This is a genomic window from Streptomyces megasporus (assembly GCF_000718985.1).
In the GTDB taxonomy this organism is placed as follows: Bacteria; Actinomycetota; Actinomycetes; order Streptomycetales; family Streptomycetaceae; genus Streptomyces; species Streptomyces megasporus.
In genome coordinates, this window is record NZ_JODL01000011.1 from 111518 (window position 1) to 132464 (window position 20947).

Annotated in this window: 17 protein-coding genes and 3 pseudogenes; 14 read left to right on the forward strand and 6 right to left on the reverse strand. The window is 69.0% G+C overall.

The window, feature by feature from the left end; translation table 11 throughout:
* Positions 1-223 precede the first annotated feature (223 nt).
* From IF47_RS0111980 to IF47_RS0112010, 7 genes are all read left to right on the forward strand, one after another.
* Positions 224-1336, forward strand: a complete 1113-nt coding sequence (locus IF47_RS0111980; protein WP_031508679.1) for a LacI family DNA-binding transcriptional regulator — start codon at positions 224-226, stop codon at positions 1334-1336.
* Between the two features lie 242 nt (positions 1337-1578).
* Positions 1579-2559, forward strand: a complete 981-nt coding sequence (locus tag IF47_RS0111985; RefSeq protein ID WP_245641090.1) for a metallophosphoesterase — start codon at positions 1579-1581, stop codon at positions 2557-2559.
* Between the two features lie 199 nt (positions 2560-2758).
* Positions 2759-3577 (forward strand): hypothetical protein, encoded by an 819-nt coding sequence (locus IF47_RS0111990; protein ID WP_342667253.1) that lies wholly within the window; start codon positions 2759-2761, stop codon positions 3575-3577.
* 124 nt (positions 3578-3701) lie between these two features.
* On the forward strand, positions 3702-4475 hold the full coding sequence (locus tag IF47_RS0111995) for a Mut7-C RNAse domain-containing protein (RefSeq protein WP_037732437.1): 774 nt from the start codon (positions 3702-3704) through the stop codon (positions 4473-4475).
* Positions 4476-4738: 263 nt separating this feature from the next.
* Positions 4739-5080 carry a PadR family transcriptional regulator gene (locus tag IF47_RS0112000; RefSeq protein WP_031508685.1) on the forward strand — a complete coding sequence of 114 codons (342 nt, stop codon included), beginning with the start codon at positions 4739-4741 and terminating at the stop codon, positions 5078-5080.
* Positions 5077-5856: a hypothetical protein gene (locus IF47_RS0112005; protein WP_037732439.1), complete on the forward strand. Its 780-nt coding sequence runs from the start codon at positions 5077-5079 to the stop codon at positions 5854-5856. Before IF47_RS0112000 ends, IF47_RS0112005 begins: the two co-directional genes overlap by 4 nt.
* A gap of 233 nt (positions 5857-6089) precedes the next feature.
* Positions 6090-7076: an SCO4651 family lipoprotein gene (locus tag IF47_RS0112010; protein WP_157839953.1), complete on the forward strand. Its 987-nt coding sequence runs from the start codon at positions 6090-6092 to the stop codon at positions 7074-7076.
* A gap of 409 nt (positions 7077-7485) precedes the next feature.
* On the opposite strand, the gene IF47_RS0112015 is transcribed toward IF47_RS0112010, so the two are convergent.
* Positions 7486-8865: a VWA domain-containing protein gene (locus IF47_RS0112015; RefSeq protein WP_169745208.1), complete on the reverse strand. Its 1380-nt coding sequence runs from the start codon at positions 8863-8865 to the stop codon at positions 7486-7488.
* A gap of 340 nt (positions 8866-9205) precedes the next feature.
* Between IF47_RS0112015 and IF47_RS0112020 the strand changes: the two genes are divergently transcribed.
* From IF47_RS0112020 to IF47_RS0112035, 4 genes and pseudogenes are all read left to right on the forward strand, one after another.
* Positions 9206-9700, forward strand: coding sequence for a lamin tail domain-containing protein (locus tag IF47_RS0112020; protein WP_031508691.1), 495 nt, complete (start codon positions 9206-9208; stop codon positions 9698-9700).
* Positions 9701-9910: 210 nt separating this feature from the next.
* Positions 9911-10417 (forward strand): tetratricopeptide repeat protein, encoded by a 507-nt coding sequence (locus IF47_RS0112025; protein ID WP_031508692.1) that lies wholly within the window; start codon positions 9911-9913, stop codon positions 10415-10417.
* Between the two features lie 181 nt (positions 10418-10598).
* Positions 10599-10968, forward strand: a pseudogene (locus IF47_RS29355) (GntR family transcriptional regulator); the annotation flags it as partial.
* A 599-nt stretch (positions 10969-11567) separates the two neighbouring features.
* Complete coding sequence (locus IF47_RS0112035) at positions 11568-11894, forward strand: hypothetical protein (RefSeq protein WP_031508695.1); 327 nt, start codon at positions 11568-11570, stop codon at positions 11892-11894.
* 227 nt (positions 11895-12121) lie between these two features.
* On the opposite strand, the pseudogene IF47_RS27735 reads toward IF47_RS0112035, so the two are convergent.
* Positions 12122-12465: pseudogene (locus tag IF47_RS27735) on the reverse strand (transposase); the annotation flags it as partial.
* Between the two features lie 34 nt (positions 12466-12499).
* On the opposite strand from IF47_RS27735, the pseudogene IF47_RS30155 reads away from it, so the two are divergent.
* Positions 12500-13314, forward strand: a pseudogene (locus tag IF47_RS30155) (IS5 family transposase).
* Positions 13315-13803: 489 nt separating this feature from the next.
* On the opposite strand, the gene IF47_RS0112055 reads toward IF47_RS30155, so the two are convergent.
* Complete coding sequence (locus tag IF47_RS0112055; protein ID WP_031508698.1) at positions 13804-15270, reverse strand: HEAT repeat domain-containing protein; 1467 nt, start codon at positions 15268-15270, stop codon at positions 13804-13806.
* Positions 15270-15509, reverse strand: a complete 240-nt coding sequence (locus IF47_RS0112060) for a helix-turn-helix domain-containing protein (protein WP_051717497.1) — start codon at positions 15507-15509, stop codon at positions 15270-15272. Before IF47_RS0112060 ends, IF47_RS0112055 begins: the two co-directional genes overlap by 1 nt.
* Before the next feature lie 63 nt (positions 15510-15572).
* Here IF47_RS0112060 and IF47_RS0112065 point away from each other — a divergent pair, with 63 nt between their 5' ends.
* Positions 15573-17276, forward strand: a complete 1704-nt coding sequence (locus IF47_RS0112065) for a DNA methyltransferase (protein ID WP_245641091.1) — start codon at positions 15573-15575, stop codon at positions 17274-17276.
* A 576-nt stretch (positions 17277-17852) separates the two neighbouring features.
* Here IF47_RS0112065 and IF47_RS0112070 read toward each other — a convergent pair.
* Positions 17853-18398 carry an ATP-binding protein gene (locus IF47_RS0112070; protein ID WP_078591754.1) on the reverse strand — a complete coding sequence of 182 codons (546 nt, stop codon included), beginning with the start codon at positions 18396-18398 and terminating at the stop codon, positions 17853-17855.
* Between the two features lie 219 nt (positions 18399-18617).
* On the opposite strand from IF47_RS0112070, the gene IF47_RS0112075 reads away from it, so the two are divergent.
* On the forward strand, positions 18618-18962 hold the full coding sequence (locus IF47_RS0112075) for a hypothetical protein (RefSeq protein WP_169745210.1): 345 nt from the start codon (positions 18618-18620) through the stop codon (positions 18960-18962).
* An 81-nt stretch (positions 18963-19043) separates the two neighbouring features.
* On the opposite strand, the gene thiC is transcribed toward IF47_RS0112075, so the two are convergent.
* Positions 19044-20876 (reverse strand): phosphomethylpyrimidine synthase ThiC, encoded by a 1833-nt coding sequence (gene thiC / locus IF47_RS0112080; RefSeq protein WP_031508705.1) that lies wholly within the window; start codon positions 20874-20876, stop codon positions 19044-19046.
* Between the last annotated feature and the right edge of the window lie 71 nt (positions 20877-20947).

A 20947-nucleotide genomic window follows, 5' to 3' on the forward strand; every position in this document is an offset into this window, starting at 1 on the left:
CCGTGGCGCGCATCACCCGTACGGGTGAGTTGAGGTGACCGCGAGCCACCGTCCCTTCTGCCGGTACAAGCAGCGGGAGAGCCACGGAAACGATGGGCCGAACCGCTCGACCGCGTCCTCTTCCATGGTCGTCACCGCTGTTCCAGCTTGCAGAATCGGTTCTTCACGCCCTTCTCCGTACGCCTCTGCGAACGGCATGCCGCCGCCCTACTATCGGCACGCCATGACAGCAGCAGGGAAGCACCAGGTGAGTCGTTCCCACGGCCGCCGGCTGGGACGCGCGGGCATCCGTGACGTGGCCGCCGCGGCCGGTGTCTCGATCACGACGGTCTCGGACGCGCTCAACGGGAAGGGCCGTCTGCCCGAGGCCACCCGGCGCCACGTCCGCGAGGTGGCCGACCGTCTCGGCTACCGCCCCTCCGCGGCGGCCCGGACCCTCCGCACCGGAAAGTCGGGGCTGATCGGGCTCACGGTCACCACCTACGGCGAGGAGCCCTTCACCTTCACCGAGTTCGCCTACTTCGCCGAGATGGCCCGCGCCGCCTCCTCCGCCGCCCTGGCCCGCGGCTACGCCCTGGTGATCCTGCCCGGCAGCACCCGGCAGAGCCCCTACGACGTCTGGTCGAACGTCGCCCTCGACGGCACCGTCGTCATCGACCCCTCCGACCGCGACCCCGTCGTCACCGAACTGGTCCGCCAGGGCGTTCCCGTCGTCTCCGACGGCCGTCCCTGTGGCGACCTTCCCGTCACCGCCTGGGTCGACAACGACCACGAGGCCGCCGTCACCGGCCTGCTGGATCACCTGGCCGCCGCCGGCGCCCGCCGCATCGGTCTGCTCACCGGCACCAGTACCGACACCTACACCCGGCTGTCCACCAGCGCCTACCTCCGGTGGTGCGAACGCAACGGCCAGCCCCCGGTGTACGAGGCGTACCCCGCGCACGATCCCTGCGCGGGCGCCGTCGCCGCCGACCGGCTGCTGGCCCGCCCCGACCGCCCCGACGCCGTGTACGGCCTGTTCGACCCCAACGGCACCGACCTGCTCGCCGCCGCCCGCCGCTACGGGTTGCGCGTCCCCGACGACCTGCTGCTGGTGTGCTGTAGCGAGTCCGCCGTCTACGCCACCACCGAGCCGCCCGTCACCACCCTGTCCCTCAAGCCCGGACGCATCGGCACGACGGTCGTCCAACTCCTGATCGACGCCATCGAGGGCACCGGCGGCGGGCGGCCCGTACAGCGGATCATGCCGACCGACCTGATCGTCCGCGCCTCCTCCCAGCGCCGCCGTCCACAGACGACGATCAGCGCACCCCGCGCCCCCGAACAGCACAGTTGAGCGAGCGAACCGGCCACAACGGGAGAAAACTCCACCTCGTCCGGCTCCCGGCCGAATCCGGCCCGAATTGCCGTCCCCCGGGTGCGTCACAAGGCACGACCTGCGTTCCTATGATGGGCGCACACACCAGGACCGGCCTTCGACACGGGACAGCCCCGAGGGAGGCGGAGAGGGTCCGGAAGGTGCAGGCGCGCGCGACGGTGGAGGGGTCGATGACTCAGGGGGCCGGTCGGGGATCCGACATGTGGCACAACGCGAGCGCGATGGGCGCGGCTCCCGGTCCGCTCCCCGAGGGCTACACCCCGACGCGGCGGGACCTGCCCGTCGTCGACCCCGCGGCCGGCCCGCCCGTCCCCACTCCCACGCTGGTCGACACGCCCTCCCCCCTCGCCCCGTCCGGCGGCGAGCCGGGCCCGCTGTACGTGGTCGGCGACGTCCACGGCTACCTCGACGAACTGCGGGCGGCCCTGCTCAACCAGGGACTGATCGACACCGAGGACCACTGGATCGCGGGCAACGCGCGGCTGTGGTTCCTGGGCGACTTCACCGACCGGGGCCCGGACGGCATCGGCGTCATCGACCTGGTGATGCAGCTCTCCGCCGAGGCCGCCGCCGCCGGCGGCTACTGCAAGGCCCTGATGGGCAACCACGAGCTGCTGCTGATCGGCGCCAAGCGCTTCGGCGACACCCCCGTCAACTCCGGCGCCGGCACCGCCTCCTTCAAGGCCGCCTGGCTGCTCAACGGCGGGCAGCACTCCGACATGGAGCGGCTCCAGGACCACCACATCCAGTGGATGTCCCGACTGGACGCCATGGCGCTGGCCGACGACCACCTGCTGGTGCACTCCGACACCACCGCCTACCTGGAGTACGGCGACACCATCACCGACGTCAACGACGCGGTCACCGAGGCGCTCACCCACCACGACGCCGACGAGACCTGGGACCTGTTCCGCAAGTTCACCAAGCGCTTCGCCTTCCGCGACGAGGGCGGCTCCATGGCCGTGCGCGAGATGCTCGACACCTACGGCGGGCGGCGGCTCGTCCACGGGCACAGCCCCATCCCGTACCTGCTGGGCGAGGTCGGCTCCGAGGACGGTGAGGACGGGGCGCCGCAGGTGCACGGCCCGCACGTCTACGCCGACTCCCTCGCGGTCGCGATGGACGGCGGGGTGACCATGGCCGGAAAGCTACTGGTGTCCCAACTCCCGCTCTCCGCCTGAGCGTTGTATCCCCCGGTGTCCGCTTGATCCGACCGCGCGCGGGCGGCCTCGGCGGTACGCGCCGTCGCCGGCGGGTGCGTATTTTCCGGAAACACCCTGTCACCGCCTGACGGAACCGCTCTACCATCGGGGCCCTGTCTCCAGCGAGCTCTCCTCCGTTTCCGCCCTCACGGCCCCACGGAGGCATCGGGGGATGTACATGAACAGCGCTCCGCACCTGCGCCTCGAGGACCGCCCCGAGTTCGAACGGGTCCTCGACGAGGCGCTGCGCACCGCCCACGACCACCTCGACCCACCGGCCGACGGCCGACGGTTGACCACCGAACAGTTGCGCGCCATGGCGCTGGGCGCCGCCGCCGCGATCGCCTCCTGCGCCGCCGCCGAGTACGACCACTTCGTCCGGCTCCGCGAGGAGCTGCGCCGCCCCGACCGGGCTCCCTCGGCTCAGGGAGCGGACGCGGCCTCTTCCGGAGCTTCCGGTTCCGCCGGGGCCGGACTGCTCCCGACGCTCTCCGTGCTGGCCCCCCTGTTGGCCGGAACCGCATCGGTCATCTTCCTGCTGGTCGGTCACGCCCTGCGCGTGCTGACGCCCGAGCCGGCCATCGCCGCGTCGCTGCGCGACGCGGGGTGGGCCTTCGCGGCCCTGACCGCCGCCACGCTCCTGGCCGCGTGCGTCGGCCTGTTGGTCACCGCCCTGCGCCACGGCTCCGGCGCGATCCGGGCCGGCGGTCCGTCCGGGCGGGACGCCTTCGCCGAGGAGGTCGACCGCGCCCGCGCGGCCTGGCGGACGGCGCTGCTGGAGCGCGGCGTGCTGCCCTTCCTCCGCGAGGCCCTGGCCGCGCCCGGGAACACCGCGGAGGAGGCCGCGGAAGCCGCGGGGTTCCCGGGGACCGCAGGGGCGCCGGAGGCCACGGGGGTGCCGGAGCCCCCGCGGGAGAGCCGTCACCCCCGGCTGGGCTACACCCATCCGGGCTTCTCCAGCCCCGACTTCGGCGGACCGGAGCACGTCCCTGACTGACCCGCCTGCGGACGGCGCCCCGCCGCCCGCTCCCCCGACGAGGGCGCCGTCCCGGGTCGGCCGTCCCGGGGCGGGGGCGGTAAACCGGTGTGATCGGCGAAGGGGGGCCGGCATCCTGGGGAGGGTGACGGACCGATCACCGAGCCCGAAGGAGTCCCGGGCACACCACGAGCTGTTCCTGCGCCTCTCCCCCGACCTGCGGATCTTCCTGCCCGCGCGGCACCGCGAGGCCGAGACCCTCCCCGTCCCCCACGACGGGACGTCGTCCCTCGTCCACATCGTGCAGTCCACGGGCGTTCCGCTGACGGAGGTGGGCGCCCTCGTCCTGGCCGACGGGCGGCGGGTGGCACCGGAGTACCGGCCCGAGGCGGGCGAGACGGTCCGGGTCGAGCCCGTCGAGTGCCCACAGCGGGTGCCGGGCGGGACGCCGCGCTTCCTGCTCGACGTCCACCTGGGCACCCTGGCCCGGCGGCTGCGCCTGGTGGCCGGCCTGGACACCGCCTACCACAACGACATGGACGACGCCGCCCTGGTCGAGCAGGCCAACGCCGAGCGGCGCGTCCTGCTCTCCCAGGACCGCGGCCTGCTGATGCGCCGCCAACTGTGGCTGGGCGCCTATGTGCGCGGCTCCCGCCCGGACGACCAGCTCGCCGACGTCCTGGACCGCTTCGCGCCGCCCCTGGCGCCGTGGACGAGGTGCACGGCGTGCAACGGGCTGCTGGACGGCGTCCCCAAGTCCGAGGTGGAGCACCTGCTGCGGCCGGGCACCCGCCGGACGTACGACACCTTCGCCCGCTGCCGCGACTGCGGGCACGTCTACTGGCGCGGGGCGCACGGCAGCCGGCTGGAGGAGTTGGTGGCCGGGGCCGCCGAGTCGGTCCGCGCGATCGAGTCCTGACCGTCCGGTTCCCCACCGTCCGGCCCGGGTCCGCGGCGCGGACGCCCGTCGCGGACCCGCTTCCGCACGCCTCCCGCGCCTCCCGCGCCTCCTCGCGGTGACTCGCCCTCGCGCGCGGGGGCGAGTCACCTCCTCCGGCGCCGGCGACGACGTGTTCGCAGGCCACGGAGGTGCCGTCGCGCTCGGTCACCCGTCTTTCTCGTTCGTCGCTCTGCTCGGCCACCTAGGTTGCACAACTACATAGCTCATGGTGTCATCTAGATATGGCAACAGACCGAAGGGCCAGTTGGCTCAAGGGCGTTCTGGACCTGCTGGTCCTCGCCTGCCTGACCGAGGGCGAGAGCTACGGCTACGAGATCGCCAAGCGGCTGGACGAGGCCGGGCTCGGCACGATCCGCGGCGGCACGCTCTACCCGGTGCTCAACCGGCTGGAGGAGGCCGGGCTGGTCGAGGCCGAGTTCCGGGTCGCCGAACGCGGCCCCGGCCGCCGCTACTACCGGCTGACCGACGACGGACGCCGGAGCCTGGTCGAACAGGGCGGCGCGTGGCTGGTGTTCCACCGGTCGGTGAAGGACATGCTGGGCAAGGGAGGGGTGGAGGAATGACGGGGCAGGGGAAGACCACACGGAGCACGGACACCTACTTCACGGAGTTGGCGGAGCGGCTCCGCGCGCGGGGCGTCGCCGAGGAGCGGGTGACCGTCGTCCTGACGGACCTGCACGAGTACCTGTTGGACGCCGACACCACCCCGGAGGCCGAGTTCGGCCCGGCGGCGGAGTTCGCCGAGCGGTTCGCCGCCGGCGACACGGCCGCCTCCCCCGCCGAACCCGTCGGGGAGCCCGGCTCCCGCGCCGAGGAGTGGCGCTGGTCCTGCGACATCTACACCGACCGGGAGTTGCTGGCCCGCTTCGGCGACCAGGGCTGGGAGGTCGAGCGCGTCGACCGGCTGGGCCGCTTCGTCTGCCGCCGCGACCTCGACAACCCGATGCGTTGGGAGTACCGCCGCGAGATCATCGGCCGCGAGGGCCACGACGCGTCGGCCGCCCGACTCGCCCCGGACGGCTGGGAGCCGTGCGGCCGGTGGACGTACATCGCGTACTTCAAGCGCCCGCTCGCCGCGCTCACCGGCCCCGCCGCCGAACTCCCCGACGTCCCCGAGGCTCCGGCCCGCCGCCTCTTCCTCAGCACGAAGTACCGGTGGCTGCTCGTGGCGGTCGCGGTGACGTGGGCGTCCCTCGGCGCCTTCCTCCTCACCTCCGACTCCTCCCCCTTCACCCCCGCCACGCTGATGGGCATGCTCGTCGGCGGCGCGGCCGGAGGCTCCCTGGCCTGGTACGGCCTCCGTCGCCAACTGAGGAAAGAGGTCGCCGAACGACCGTGACGTCCGGCAGGCCCCATGGGCGCGACAGGCACGGCGTCGGCGTCCCGGCGAACGGCGAGACGCACACCGCCTGGGTTCCCACCCCCGCCCCCGACTCCGCGTATTCACACCACGGTTGGCTTGATTGTCCGATTTCAAGCGGTTGATCGCCATGCGCGCGGATAAGCGGAGCGGTGTCGGAAGCGTTCGGAAGAGCACCGCTCCGCGACACCGAGGGAGAACGAATGGCGCGCATGTCACGCAGGACCAGAACCGGTGCGGTGGTGGCCGCCGGACTGCTGGCCGGTACGGCGCTGGTCGGCTGCGGAAACGGCGGCGGCGAGACGGACCGGAACACGGGCGGACGTGTGCAGGAGGGGAGCCCGCAGGCCGAGGGGCGCGAGGACGCCGCCGAGGCCGTGCGGACGGCACACGAGAAGACCGTGGCGGCCGAGACCGCGAAGATGACGTTGAAGCTCCACGCCGCCTCGGGCGGCGAGGAGCGGACGGTCACCGGAAGCGGCTCCATCGACCTCGCCGACGGCACGAGCGACCTGACGATCCGGATGGGCGGCGAGACGCTCCGGCAGCGCGTGGTGGACCAAACCCTCTACCAGAGGCTGCCGGAGTCCCTGCGGGACCGGGTGTCGGACGGCAAGCCGTGGATCGGCATCGACCTGCGGAAGATCGCCGACCGGGCCGAGGGCGTCAACGGGGTGCACATCAGCGACCCCGCGCAGGCCGTCGACTACACCAGGGCCCTGTCGGACGACGACGCCACCCGGGTCGGCCGCGAGAAGGTCGGCGGCGTCGACACCACGCACTACCGCGTGACCGTGGACGTCGAGGACCTCGCCGGCGAGGACACGGCCCAGGGCGAACGGCTCCGGCGTCAACTCGGCGAGTCCCTGCCGATGGACCTGTGGATCGACGACCAGGACCGCATCCGCCGCCAGCGGTTCGAGATCGAGGCCACCGGCACCGGCACCCCGCCGACGGACACGGAGGACTCGACGGACGCGCGGGACCCCGACGATCGGGGAGAGCCCGACGACCGGGGAGAGCTCGACGAGCCGAACGAACCGGGTGAGCCGGAACGGGCGCGGAGCGCCACGGTCCGCACGGTGCTGGAGTTCCACGACTTCGGCACCCCGGTCGACGTCTCGGCGCCTCCCGCCGGACAGACCAAGGACGTCACCGACACGTTCCTCCGGCCGGGTGGGGAATCCCCCGACCGCTGACCCCGGCGGGTGCCGACGAGTCCGGCCGACGGCTCGCGTCTCCACCTTCACAGGCATGCGGGCACCCCTCCCGCGGGCAAGCCGCGGGAGGAGAGATGGCGGGCACCTCGCACACCGGCCACGTGACCGTACGGCACGCGCGACGGGCACGGGGACCGTCGAGCCGGTGGCCGAACTCGACCCTCGGTTCAGCAGCGCGGACGCCGTCCCCACCCCTGGACCGAGGCGTGCGGGAACCGGCGGCGGAGGAGGTGTTCCGGCTGCCGACCGTACGGGTCGACACCCGCCCCCACATCACCCCGCTGCCGGCCGTCCGGCTGGACGGTGGCCTTCGGCTTCGCCAAGGGCGACACGTACGCGCGGACCCGCCGGCGGTTCGCCCGGTGACGTCCTCCGGTGGCCGCCGGGGTCAGGGGCGCAGGATGCCCGCCTGCCGAGCGGCCCGCACCCAGGACGGGAACTCCGACAGCAGCCGGTCGTACAGCTCCGGGTCCGGCACCTGGTCGATGTCGTCCACGGCGAAGAACCCGACGTTGTCCACCCGACGGTCCGGCAGGGTGTCGAATCGTTCCAGCACCCCGTAGTTCGCCCGGCCCAGGCCCACGAACTGCCAGAAGATCGGCTCCTCGACCGCCTCCCTCAACTCCCGTTCGATCTCCTGGTTGCGGTACACGCCGCCGTCGGAGAAGAACAGCACCAGGGTGGGGTCCGGGGCCGGGTTCTCGCGGACGTGCGCGCGGACCTCCGCGATGACCCGCTGCTCCTCGTTCATGATGCCGACCAGCCGCATGTCGACCTGCTCGGGCTCCAGCCCCCGCTTGCGCTTCTTCGGGCGGCCGAACAGGCTCATCTCGCCCACCCGCACGTGTCGGCGGATCCACTCGGGCAGCTCGCCGATCCGCAGGTCGGGCAGGCGGGCCGGGTGGGTGGCGAACGTCCACGCCTGCATCTCGCCGTCGTCGTCGAGCTGCGCGGCGACGGCCGCCATGCGCTCGACCACGTCGGCGATGGTCCCCTGGCCGTACACCACCGTCATCGAACCGGAGGCGTCCAGGACGAGGATCACCCGCGCCCTGACCCCTTCCGCCCCGTGCTTGCGCAGGCTGACGGCGACCTGCTCCTTCCGCAGGGACAGCCGCTTGCGCATGTCGACGGGCAGGTCCTCCTCGCCCCTGGCCGAGCGCGGTGCCCGCGGGGACCGCGGTGCCGCCGGCACCGCCGGGGCTGCCGGGGCGTCCTGCGCCGAGGGCTCCGGCTCCTCGTCCACGGTGATGCCGTGGTCGGTGGCCGGCCCGGCCATCCCCGACGCGTACCCCTGACCCACCGCGCGGAACTTCCACTGCCCGCCGCACAGGTACAGCTCGCCGCCGACGAACGCCGTCTCGTCCGTCGCCGCCATGTCGAAGCGCACCAACTCGGCTCCGGTCGCGGCGTCCAGCAACGACAGCCTCAGCTCGGCCAGTCGTCCGAACGTCCCGCCGTCGGCCGACGCGCACAGCAGCACCCGCTCGATCCCCGTCTCCAGCCGGGCGGTGTCCACCTCGACGGTGTCCGTGACGGCGCCGTCCCGCCGCTGCTTGCCCAGGTGGCGCACGGCGCCGGAGGCGTGGTGGGGCTGGTTGTGGAAGACGAGGTCGGCGTCGTCCCGGACCCGTCCGCCGGCTGTCAGCAACAGCGCCGAGGCGTCGGCGTCCGGCGCGCCGGGGGCGTCCGACCAGCTCAGCACGGCCCGCACGGCGGGAACGGACAGGGAGACGTTGGCGCCCTTGCTCAGCGATATCGGATTCACGCCCTCCAGTCTGCCCACTCCTCCGGGCGAGAGTCCCTGGGAACTCGGGGCCTCCCGCCCCCTTCCGGCGGCCCGATCCGTCCACGGCACCGGTTCACCGGCGACGCGGGGGCTGTGGAGATGTGTCGTTCACGACACCCCGGCCCGCTCCACCGAGGCGGACGTCAGGCCCCACCGCGACGGAACCGCAGGTCGGTACCGCCGAGAACCGCGTCGGAGACCAACACTGTTGCTCCGCTTGGCAGTTGGTGCCCGGGATGGGGTTCCGAGACCGGAACCAACGCCTCATGGGTTTATGTATGCTCCTGTCGTTTCATCACATCCCAGGGGGGGATCTTTCGTGCGCAAGCACCCTGTCATAGCCGTGGCCGTCACCGCCGGTGCGCTGGCCGCCCTCGTCGCCACCCCGGCCCAGGCCGCCGAGTACAGCTCGGCCCTGAAGGTCCGCGGAGTCCAGTACGACGCTCCCGGCAAGGACTCCAACAACTGCTCCTCCGGCAACACCCACGAGGAGTACCTGACGATCAAGAACTACTCGTCCACGGCGACCGTCAACCTCAAGGGCTACATCGTCAAGGACGCCGCCGGGAACCGCTTCACCTTCACCGCGAGCCACTCGCTCCAGCCGGGTGACTACGTGAAGCTCCGCGGCGGTCGCGGCACCGACTCCGACAAGAACAACGTGGTCTACCGCAACAACTGCAACTTCCTGTGGAACAACGACCGCGACACGATCTACCTGCTCAAGCCCTCCGGTAGCCGCGCGGACGTCCACGCCTACACCAAGAGCGGATCCGACCGCGACGGCAACGGATACATCACCTTCCACAAGTAAGCCGAACCGCCCGTGCCCCGCCTCCGTCGAACGGAGGCGGGGCACGGTGCGTTTCGCTGTTCACGAGAAGCGACGGCGCGCTCCGTCCGGATTACTCGCCGCTGCCACGCGCCGCTGTCCTCGGCGAGCGTGCGGGCGACGAGCGCCTTCGCGTGTCCGTGGCCGGCGCCGGGGAGGGCACTGCTCCGGACGGTCTGGGAGGCTGGGGCGATGACGACCACGGAAGCGCGGTGGGAGCAGCGGATCGGGGCGCTGTGGGACACCTTCGACGACCACGAGCCCGACGACTTCCTCCGGGAGGTCCGGGCCCTGGCCGCCGAGCGTCCGCCGGACGACGCGGTCGCGCTGTACGAGCTTGCCTCGGCCCACGACGCCCTCGGCCACGAGGAGGAGGCCGCCCCGCTCTACCGCCGGGCCCTCGCCGCCGGGCTGCCCGAGCGGCGGCGGCGCCGGGCCGTGATCCAACTCGGCAGCACCCTGCGCAACCTGGGCCGGGCCGAGGAGAGCATCGCGGTGCTGTCGGCCGAACGGGACGCCGCCTCCGACGAGTTGGACGACGCGGTCACGGCGTTCCTGGCCCTGTCCCTCGTCGACGCCGGACGGGAACGCGAGGCGGCGGCCCTCACCCTCACCGCGCTCTCCCCCCACCTGCCGGCGTACGGCCGCTCACTGACCCACTACGCCCGCGCCCTCACCGGGGACGACACCGGCCCGTAGGGCGGGCGCCGCCGTCGACCGGGCCGCGGGGCGCGCGAGGGGCGTCCCCGGCCCGGGAAACGTGGGCCGGGGACGCCGGAAACGCGCGGCGGAGGGTCGCTCAGTCCGCGATCGGCAAGTAGACCCGGTGGCCCGCCTCCGCGAACTCCTCGGACTTGCGGCGCATGCCTTCCTCGGGGTCCAGCTCATCGCCCGTTACCAGGTCTCCCGGCTCACCGTGCGCAACGCGATCGCTGCCCTGAGCAGCGAAGGACTCATCGAGGTCATCCACGGCAAAGGGCAGATTCGTCCGCGGAACCCCGGTCCCCGTCCTGACCATCGACCGCACCGTCACCCGCGACACCGAAGGGCGCTTCACCACCGGCCACGACGCCTGGGAGCCGGCCGAGGAGTCCAGCGCCTACCGAACCAAGACCACGGCCACCACCGGACCGCTCCTCGCCCTGGACGAAGGCGAAGCCCTCTTCGGCGTCGACCGACTCCTGACCGACCCGTCCACCGGCACCCGCGCCCTGCACCGGACCCTGATCCCGTTCGCCACCGCCGACAGCCCCTACCAGGCCCAGCCCAGCGGCTGAACCGCCGCTGTCGAAGCCTGTCTTCACTCCCTCAAGGCGGCTCGCCGCCGGGCCTGCGCTCTTGTCTCCGCCCCGCTCCGCCCGGCCCGCGCGCTCAGCGATCAGCCACCTGCCCTCAGATATAGATGCCTTCGGCGGGGGTGCTCAGGCTCCGGGATGGACGGGACGCCGCACGCGAGTGCCGGTCGGGGATGGCGCACGTGGGGAACTCCCATCCCGTCTGCCGTCGCCCCAGGCAGAGCCGAGCAGGCGTGTGGGTCGACGGCAGACGGGATGGGAGCCGAGATTCGCCGTGGGTTGCGATAGCCATGAAAGTGCCGGTGATGCGGATGTGACGCCATCATGAGCCGAGCAGCCTTCCCAACTTAAGCCCGCAACACCAATCTCTTGCAACTCGAATGCGCGAGTCGAAATAATCAGCACCCCGCAAGCCACAGTTTGGAAAAGGGATCAGGTCGACCAGCCAGTCCAGCAATGTTGTCTACGTAGTTGGAATCATGGACCTCAGCCGCAAAGGCCCGCGGAAAAGAAATTGTCAAGATCGGCAAGGCCGACGATACCGAGAGGAGGCCATGCCACAAGCCATCCGCAGCACACGCCTAGCTAAACATCATTCGCGTCACCTCGGCACCGAGCTCACCCGCATCCTCGTCATGGGTGAGCAGGTGCATGCCGAAGCCAGCCACGTCCTCACCTCCAGCTCCACGAAGGTCGGCAAAAAAATTTTTGACTTGGTGTTCAGGGAGCACAGCTATCTCCGGCATACCTCCGACCTCAATGGCATGATACGCAAGGCCGTAAACGCCAAAATTCTCACGCGCGAGGACGCCACGACTCTCGATTGCGACACCATCGCGAAAACCAGGAACAAGAAACCCCAGACTTTGGCCGCGCTCTGACGTAAGCCCCTTATTAATCTGGATGACCTTTTGGGTCGGCACTCCGTCACCATCGAGTAGCTACCCTCTGTGTTCATCCAGGAGGTCGGCAAGTACCAGAGAAGCGACTGGGATTGGCGACGGTGGGAGGAATTCACCCTCCTGTCACAGCAGGAACGATCACCGTTGCGGTAGCCGAAAGCAGGCCGCCAACAGCGAGGACGGCGTTGAACTTCTCCTTAAAGCGGCTAACACAATGAGCCGAGCTGTCGGCGGGTGATGAGGCAGCAGGCGAGCTTGAGGAACGCTTCGTGGATGTCGGCTCGCCGTTCCTAGCCGATCCCTAGGCGTCGTGGTCGTAGCCTCGATCGGCGAGCAGCGAGTCCGGCTTGCAGCGGGGACGGCCGACCCGGCCGCGGATCGGCGGGACCGCGTCGAGCAGGGGCAACAACCGGGTGACGTCGTTGAGGTTCCCGCCGGTCAGCAGGGCCGCGAGTGGGGTGCCGTGACCGTCGGTGATCAGGTGGTATTTCGAGCCGGACCGGCCTCGGTTGACCGGCGGCGGACCCGTGTACTGCCCCCCTTTTAGAGCGTGTCCTATGTGGCGGTGGCTTGTTGGGCCAGCCATGGGACGGGATAAGTGGAGCTGGATCATGCCGGGCGGGCTGTGGGAGATCGCCAAGCCGCTGCTGCCACCGGCGAAGGTGCGGCCGCAGGGCGGCGGCACGCAGAACGCGCCTGATGAGGCGGTGTTCGCCGCAATCGTCTATGTGCTGGCGAGCGGCTGCGCCTGGCGAACCCTGCCGCCCTGCTTCGGGATCTCCAAGCCCACCGCCCACCGCCGCTTCCTGATCTGGTCCCAGACCGGGGTGTGGGGCCGGCTGCACCAGGCCCTCGACAAACTCGCCGACAAAGGCCTGCTGGACCTCTCCCGCATCGTGCTCGACTCGGCTCACGTGTGGACCAAAAAGGGGCGAACACACAGGTCCGAGCCCCCGTGGACCGGGGCAGGCCGGGTACCACGATGCACCTCCTGTCCGACCGCTCCGGACTGCCCCTCGTGGTCGGCATCTCAGCCGGTAACACCCACGACAGCCAGGGGCTGAAGCCGATGTTGGCCGATCTCCAATCGAGACACGACCCAGATCGCGGCCGCGACTATCGGTTCGGCAAGTTCCACGCCGACAAGGCGTACGACAACCCTGACCTGTGTCGATGGCTCCGCAGCCGGCGGATCGCCGTGCGGACCGCCCGCAAGGGCATCGAGTCCAGCGAGCGGTTGGGGCGCCATCGTTGGGTGATCAAGCGGACCATGTCCTGGCTCACCGGCTATCGCCGCCTCACCCGCCGCTACGAGCGGGATCTTCGCAGCTACCTGGCCTTTCCCGGTCTCGCGGCCGCCCTGGCCTGCCACAAGCGACTGATCCGCCTCACCACATAGGACACGCTCTGACTCAAAGAGTCATGGTGCTGTCCGTCCTGTGGAAGTGAAAGCTACGGCTCAGAGTATCTTGGAACTCGAGCTGTGGGTGGTGTCGGGCCGTCCACCGCTGCCAGCGTGACGGGTGCCTGGGCATGCCTCCAACCTGGTACCGGGGCACTGGGAGCCCATATAGCGCGCCGTTGAGCCACTCCATCTGCTCCCCGTAGTGACGGCGCGCGGGACCCATCGGAGCCGCTACACCGTAGGCGAGCAATACCCCCGCGCAGGCCTCGAGCTGCGCTTGGAGCGCTACACGAGCCTCCGGCCAGCAGGGCCCGCCCCAAGGGCGGCGATGTCCGTAACGCTAGGCGACGGGACTGCGAAGAGGTTACCCATGGTGACCACGTCGTAGCCGAGCAGCTCGCCTGCGAGTGCGACTCGCGCGGGTACGGGCACCATCACCAACAGGTGGGTTCGCCAGGACACACAGCAGTGTTCGAGCCACTGCTACCGGCGAAGCGTCTGAAGCTTCAGGGCGTCGAGAATGCCGTCCGTGTCCGGCTGACGGAGCCAGTCATCCTTCTTCGCCCACAGGGTGGCGATGCCGGCACGACTCTGAACATCGAGCTGGCTCAGCAGGCCAGAAACGGCCTCACGCGAGGTGTCTCCGAGAGCCAGAACTATCAGCCTACGAACGCCCTCCGGCGCGGTCTGGAGGGCGCTTACAAGCTCGGCGACGAGATCACGCTCAGCCAGCAGGTGCGCAGCCGTAGCGGCCCGGTGCAAGTCATCGGCGCGAAGCCAGTCGAGAAGCTCCTCCAGGCACTCCTGGGGCAGTTCCGAAGGCATAACCGCCACTGCATGCGTCGAGACGAGCACACTGGGATCGTTGACGAGGCGTATGAGCTTGGCAGGCGCCTTGCGAGCCCCAATCCCGAGCCCCCAGGCCGCAGCTGCGCGTACCTCTTCCGGAATCGCTGGCTCCGTGCTACTGGCAACCGAGTACAGCGCCTCCACGGCTTCCTCGGTGTCGATCTCCGACAGGGAGAACACCGCCTCCATGCGAACCTCATCGGTCGAGTCAGTGCCTTCAGCAAGCACGCGCAGCGCAGCGACAGACGCAGGGCGCGTGGGGGCAAGGCTGGCGTGCGCTTCGAGGCGCAGGCGCCAGTCATTGGCCTCGTCGCCCGCAATGCTCAGGAGAATGTCCTCGACCGTCTCCACACCAAGAAACCGAGCCGCCTTGACGGCCGGGAACCGGATGTCCTCGTCAGTCGACAGGAGGTCCTTCTGCCAGTTCCAAGAGCCGTCGCCAGGGCAGGCAACCTCAGCCATGCGAAAGGAGAACGCGACCGGCTGGCCGGCCTCGAATGCCGTCCCTACTGCCAACGTGTGGAACGTGTCCCAACGGCTACCGCTCCCATAGAGATACGTGCTGGTGCCCTTCGTGACGCGAACCTTCTTCAGGACGTTGTCGACGGCAACGACCTCACCGGCATACTCCGGGGTCCACATCGGCCATCTACGGTCCATCTCCGATCCCTCGGATACAGACTTTCGGTTGCCCTCCTTGGAGGATCCCAGAGCGTCTTCCAAGCTCTGCCGAGTTACATAGACAAGATTCGACACCCTCACGGGGTTCGCCTTCATGTCGACACGCGCGAAGGCGAAGACGTCGTCCAAGCGCATTCCTCCGTCACGCCAGGCACGACCTGGCAGCGTGGAGTCGGAGAGCTTGACCTCAAGCCTCGTCTTGCCCTTGGACTCGAAACGGCGCCCACAGCTAACGCACATGAGGTCGGGCAGACGCATGCGCTTGACCTTTGTCTGCCAAACCTTGTTTGCCTTGGCGTACCGCTCGAGCTCGATTATGCGATGCCCATGATTTTGTTCGAGATCCTGAGTTATCGCGTCGGCGGCGTAGACTCCCATGCTCAGGAACCGAGCAAAATCAGCGTCTTCTTTGAAACCCATCAAATACCTTCGATCAGTTGTGCGGCATCGACCTTGAGCGCACGCGCGAGGGCAACGATGTTGTCAAGGCTTACGTTGCGCTGACCTCGTTCCAACGAAGAGACGTAGGTGCGGTGGATCCCCGCGGCTTCTGCGAGCTCTTCTTGCGATAGGCCTGCCAAGATACGGTGCTCCCGCACACGGCGGCCAAACGTCTCGCGCTGCCGCTGGATGCGAAGCTTGTCGGGGGCCTGCGTCATGATGTTCGGAACGCTAGGGCGGTGCAGACAATGGGTCTACAGACTATGAGTAACATGAATGGCATGACCGAGGAGATCGTGGTAGGCCGCGGCGACCCCGTCTATCTCGCGCACGCCTACCTGACGAAGGTACCCGTGCCCGCGATTACGCCGTTCATCAAGGCCTACTGCCCGCCCGGCGGCGTCGTGGTTGACCCGTTCGCCGGGTCTGGCATGACCGGGGTCGCAGCGCGGATCACCGGACGCCAAGCGCGACTGTCGGACATTTCTGTACTGGGACGCCATATCGGCTCCAATTACCTGAATATGGTCGAAAGGGATGAATTCACCAGAGCTGCGCAGGCCGTCATCAAGCGGGCCAAGGACGCTATCGGCAAGATCTACGAGGTCCCCTGCAGTGGGTGCGGTGGAACCGGCCAGCTCGCGAAGACCGTGTGGAGCGTCCTGGTGAAGTGCGCGGGCTGCGAGAAGCCCGTGAACTACTACCACTCGCTCGAGGCCGCGGAATGGTCGAAGCCGAAAATGATCTGTCCCCACTGCTCAGCCCGCATCTCGAGCAAGCTCGAGCGCGTGGGCGAGCGGCCCGTGGTCGACTACATCAACTGCGCCTGCTCCTCGAAGCAGCGTGAGCAGCCAGCGGTCGCCGCGCCGAGCATCGACGTCGATGGCCTGGACTTCCCCCACGTCGAAATCACGCCTGACCGGGAGATGTACCGGGCGTCTGCACTGGGTAAGAGTGGTTACACGACCGTAGCTTCTTTCTATTCGCCACGTAACCTGCGCACTCTGGTAGCCCTGCGCGATGAGATCCGCGGGGTTGAGGACCGCGCCCTGAGCCAGAAGCTGCTGTTCGCGTTCACCGCGACGTTGACGCGGGCGAGTAAGCGGTACCAGTGGTCACACAAGCGCCCGTTGAATGCCGCGAACCAGAACTACTACATCGCGCCGGTCTTCTACGAGTGGAACGTCTTCGAGCTCTTCGAGCGCAAGACGACCGCCGTATTGAAGGCTGATGACTGGATCCGGGCGCAGGCGCTCACGCATAACGTGGACGCGGGCATGGTGCCTGCGGAGTACGTCACGGAGAGCGCTGCGGAGCTATCCCTGCCGGACGCGAGCGTGGACTACGTGTTCACGGATCCGCCGTTCGGTTCGAACCTCTTCTACGCGGATATGGCCCTGTTCCAGGAGGGCTGGCTGGATGGCTTCACGGACGCCGATAAGGAAGCGGTGATCGATCGCTCCACCGGTACGAAGCGCACGGCGGGCCGCTACGAGACACTGCTGACGGAGTCGCTCAAGCAGTGCCGCCGCGTCCTGAAGCCTGGCGGGCGCATCTCGATGGTCTTCGGTAACTCTTCGGGCAAGATCTGGGCAGTCGTCCAGCGAGCCGTCGCAGCAGCCGGCCTCCGCATCGAGCCGGAGAAGATCGCCATCCTGAACAAGGGTCAGCGCTCCGTAAAGGGGCTGGCCTCGGGCTTCGAGCACGTCGCCACGCTCGACCTTGTCTTGACGATGGTTCCGCAAGACGACGCCGAGGCTTCGTTCAAGCAGCCGACGACTGAAGCGGTGGCTGCGGCGACGCGCGAGCTGGCTGGTGCTGCTGGCCCTGCCTCTCCGAGCCACCTGTACTTGGAGCTGCTCCGCCGCGCACTGCGGGAAGGATGGAGCGTTGCGGACCTCAATCTGCAGACGGCGACGGCAACACTGCTGGATGACGGGTGGAGCATCGACCCGAAGACAGGTCTGCTGGTTGAGCCCGAGTAGGCGCTTCGAGTAGGCAGAAAGGCAGCCGCCGTCTCACCAAGAGGTAGCCGCCCTCGCACCGATGCCAGGACCAGACTCTAGAACATTGGTCACAGGGCCGTGGACTATTTGTGGACGGCTCTCAGCCAGCCAAGCACCTGCAAAGGCGCCGACCAGCGGCTTCCTCTGGAAGCTAAACGACCTCCGGAACCGTGTGCACAAGTTGGTCTACGCGAGGAACCGAACAGCCGCAGCCTTCTCTCCGAAAGGCCGTCCCCACGTGATCAAGCTTTTCTCAAGCAACGCCCTTGTTCCGCAGAGGACTTGACAGCACCTAGTTGTCAATACCTGCTCGTACACTGCTGCGGAACGATCGCCTCGACGTACCAGCGTGCCAGCATCGGTATCCCTTCCGCTCTCTGCTGTGTGGCGTGCCGGGCGGCTCCCCGGGGGGCCCATCCGCCGGAGAGCCGCCCACCGCGCCGGGGAGTTCTCGCCGCTCCCCCAGGCGGTCCCCGAGGACGCCACCCGGACCCATGAGCACCCATCGGGGTCCGGCTGCCTGTGGCGTCTGCGGAGTCTGTGAGGGGCCGGTCATCAGCTGGCCCAGCCGTTTAGGTCGAAGCGGCAGAAGACGCTCTTGCCGCCGGTGTCCCGAGGCGCCCACCAAGTCGCATCGGCGAGGTTCTGCACGATGAGCAGGCCGCGCCCGTGGTCCGGCAACGTCATCTCGGACGAGACGGCGGAGGCCAGCGGGTCGGGGAGGTCCCCGGTCGGCAGCATCGGCGGTGTGGAGTCCTGGTCGCACACCTCCACGAACAGCCACTTCGGCCAGGCTCGGAAGGCGACGGAGATGCGCCGTTCCCCGCCGAACCCGCCCTGCCAGCCGTCCGGGGTGGCGTGGTGCACGGCATTGCCGACCAGTTCCGAGACGCACAGCGTCACGTCGTCCACCAGGTGCCGCAGCTCCCAGTCATGGAGCACTTCCGCCGCCGTACGGCGCGCAACGTGTGCAGTGTCCGGCGACTCCGCGTCGAGTATGACCGCGCGGAAGCGCTCGGCCGCCGAGAGCGACGCAGGCTCCAGGGGGGTGCGGCCCGCAGTCCGCAGGAACGGCTCATGTACTGCTTCGCGCGTCTCCATGGCGTACCCCTTCGACCCATCGGCGGAGGCGGCGCCCCCGCCGTCGTGTGAGAACAGTCAAAGGCGGGTTTCACGCAGGTGGGAGTGATCGCCGAGGGGTCCATGTGTACGCCTGGGGATTCACGGAGGGGCGGTGGTTCACCAATGAACCCCCTGACCAGAGGGGCAATCTCCGTGTAACGATGGCCGTCTGACGCCTTCTCGGGATGGCAGGGGAGCATGCGCAGGGAGCCGAATCACCGACTGGTCGCCGTCATGGCCGAGGCCGGAGCCTCAAACAAGGGACTGGCCAGACGTGTACAGGACATCGCCGCACGGCAAGGCGTCCACCTCGAGACCACTCACGTTTCCGTCCAACGCTGGTTGGACGGTGGCGGCATCCAGCCGCAGACGGCTGCATTCCTGGCGGAAGCGCTGAGCGAGAAGCTGGGGCGGAAGATCACGCCGTCAGATCTCGGATTCACCGAGATGGCACCGGCCGTGCCCATCGGAAACACCGGCTACGCGCACTCGCTGTCTGAAGCACTCGGCCACCTGGACACCCTCACCCAGTTCCGAGGGTGACGATCAGTTCCCGTGCGGTCGTTGAAGAATGAGCGGCCCCGGGGTCACCGAGGCCACTCAGCACCATGGGAGAAGACGGGATCAGTCGGCGATCGGGAGATAGACGCGGTTGCCCGCCTCCGCGAACTCCTTGGACTTCTGTTGCATGCCTGCGAGGGCTTCGCGCTCCTCCTTGCTGGTCAGCTCCATGGAATCTCCATAGTCCTCCATGATGTTTCTACTAATCTTCATCGAACAGAATTTCGGCCCGCACATCGAGCAGAAGTGCGCCGTCTTCGCCGGCTCCGCCGGGAGCGTCTCGTCGTGGTAGGCGCGGGCCGTGTCCGGATCGAGGCCCAGGTTGAACTGGTCCTCCCAGCGGAACTCGAACCGGGCGTCGGAGAGCGCGTCGTCCCACTCCTGGGCGCGGGGGTGTCCCTTGGCCAGGTCCGCGGCGTGGGCGGCGATCTTGTAGGTGATGACGCCCGCCTTGACGTCGTCGCGGTCCGGCAGGCCCAGGTGCTCCTTCGGCGTGACGTAGCAGAGCATCGCCGTGCCCCACCAGGCGATCATCGCGGCGCCGATGCCGGAGGTGATGTGGTCGTACGCCGGGGCGATGTCGGTGGTGAGCGGGCCGAGGGTGTAGAAGGGCGCCTCGTCGCAGATCTCCTGCTGGAGTTCGACGTTCTCCTTGATCTTGTGCATCGGGACGTGGCCCGGACCTTCGATCATCGTCTGCACGTCGTGGGACTTGGCGATCCGGTTCAGCTCGCCCAGGGTGCGCAACTCGGCGAACTGCGCCTCGTCGTTGGCGTCCGCGATGGACCCCGGCCGCAGTCCGTCGCCGAGGGAGAAGGTGACGTCGTAGGCGCGCAGGATCTCGCAGAGTTCCTCGAAGTGGGTGTAGAGGAAGTTCTCCTTGTGGTGGGCCAGGCACCAGGCCGCCATGATCGAGCCGCCGCGCGAGACGATGCCCGTCTTGCGGTGGGCGGTCAGCGGGACGTGGCGCAGCAGGACGCCGGCGTGGACGGTCATGTAGTCCACGCCCTGCTCGCACTGCTCGATGACGGTGTCCTTGTAGATCTCCCAGCTCAGTTCCTCGGCCTTGCCGTCGACCTTCTCCAGCGCCTGGTAGAGGGGGACGGTGCCGATGGGGACGGGGGAGTTGCGCAGCACCCACTCGCGGGTGGTGTGGATGTTGCGGCCGGTGGAGAGGTCCATCACGGTGTCGGCCCCCCACCTGGTCGCCCAGGTCATCTTCTCCACCTCCTCCTCGATGGAGGAGGTGACGGCGGAGTTGCCGATGTTGGCGTTGACCTTCACCAGGAAGTTCTTGCCGATGATCATCGGCTCGGTCTCCGGGTGGTTGACGTTCGCCGGGAGGACGGCGCGGCCCGCGGCGATCTCGTCGCGGACGAACTCCGGTGAGCGGCCTTCCCGGACGGCCACGAACTCCATCTCGGGAGTGATCTCGCCCCGCTTGGCGTACGCGAGTTGCGTGACGGAGGTGGTGCCGCCGCGGCCCCTGCGCGGCAGACGGGGACGGCCGGGGAAGACGGCGTCCAGGTTGCGCAGGCCGCCGCGCGGCGAGGTGTGCCTGATGCCGTCGTCCTCGGGCCGCACCTCGCGGCCCGGGTACTCCTCGGTGTCCCCCCTGGCGATGATCCAGTTCTCCCGCAGCGGCGGCAGGCCGCGGCGGACGTCGGTGTCGATGTTCGGATCGGTGTACGGACCGGACGTGTCGTACAGCGTCACGTCCTTGCCGTTGGTGAGGTGCACTCGGCGGACGGGCACCCGGATGTCGGGGCGCGGTCCGCTCAGGTAGCCCTTGTGCCGGCCGATCTCGCGCCGCGGTTCGGCGCTCTGGGCGGCGGTTTCGAGGTTCTCGGCGTTCTGTGCAGCGTTTTCGGGCGTGCGTGCGTCCTGCGTGGTCATGAGACCCAACTCCCTACGCCGGCATTACCCGGTAACAGGTTCGGCGGTCGACGCAGCGTGTCCCCGTGGCC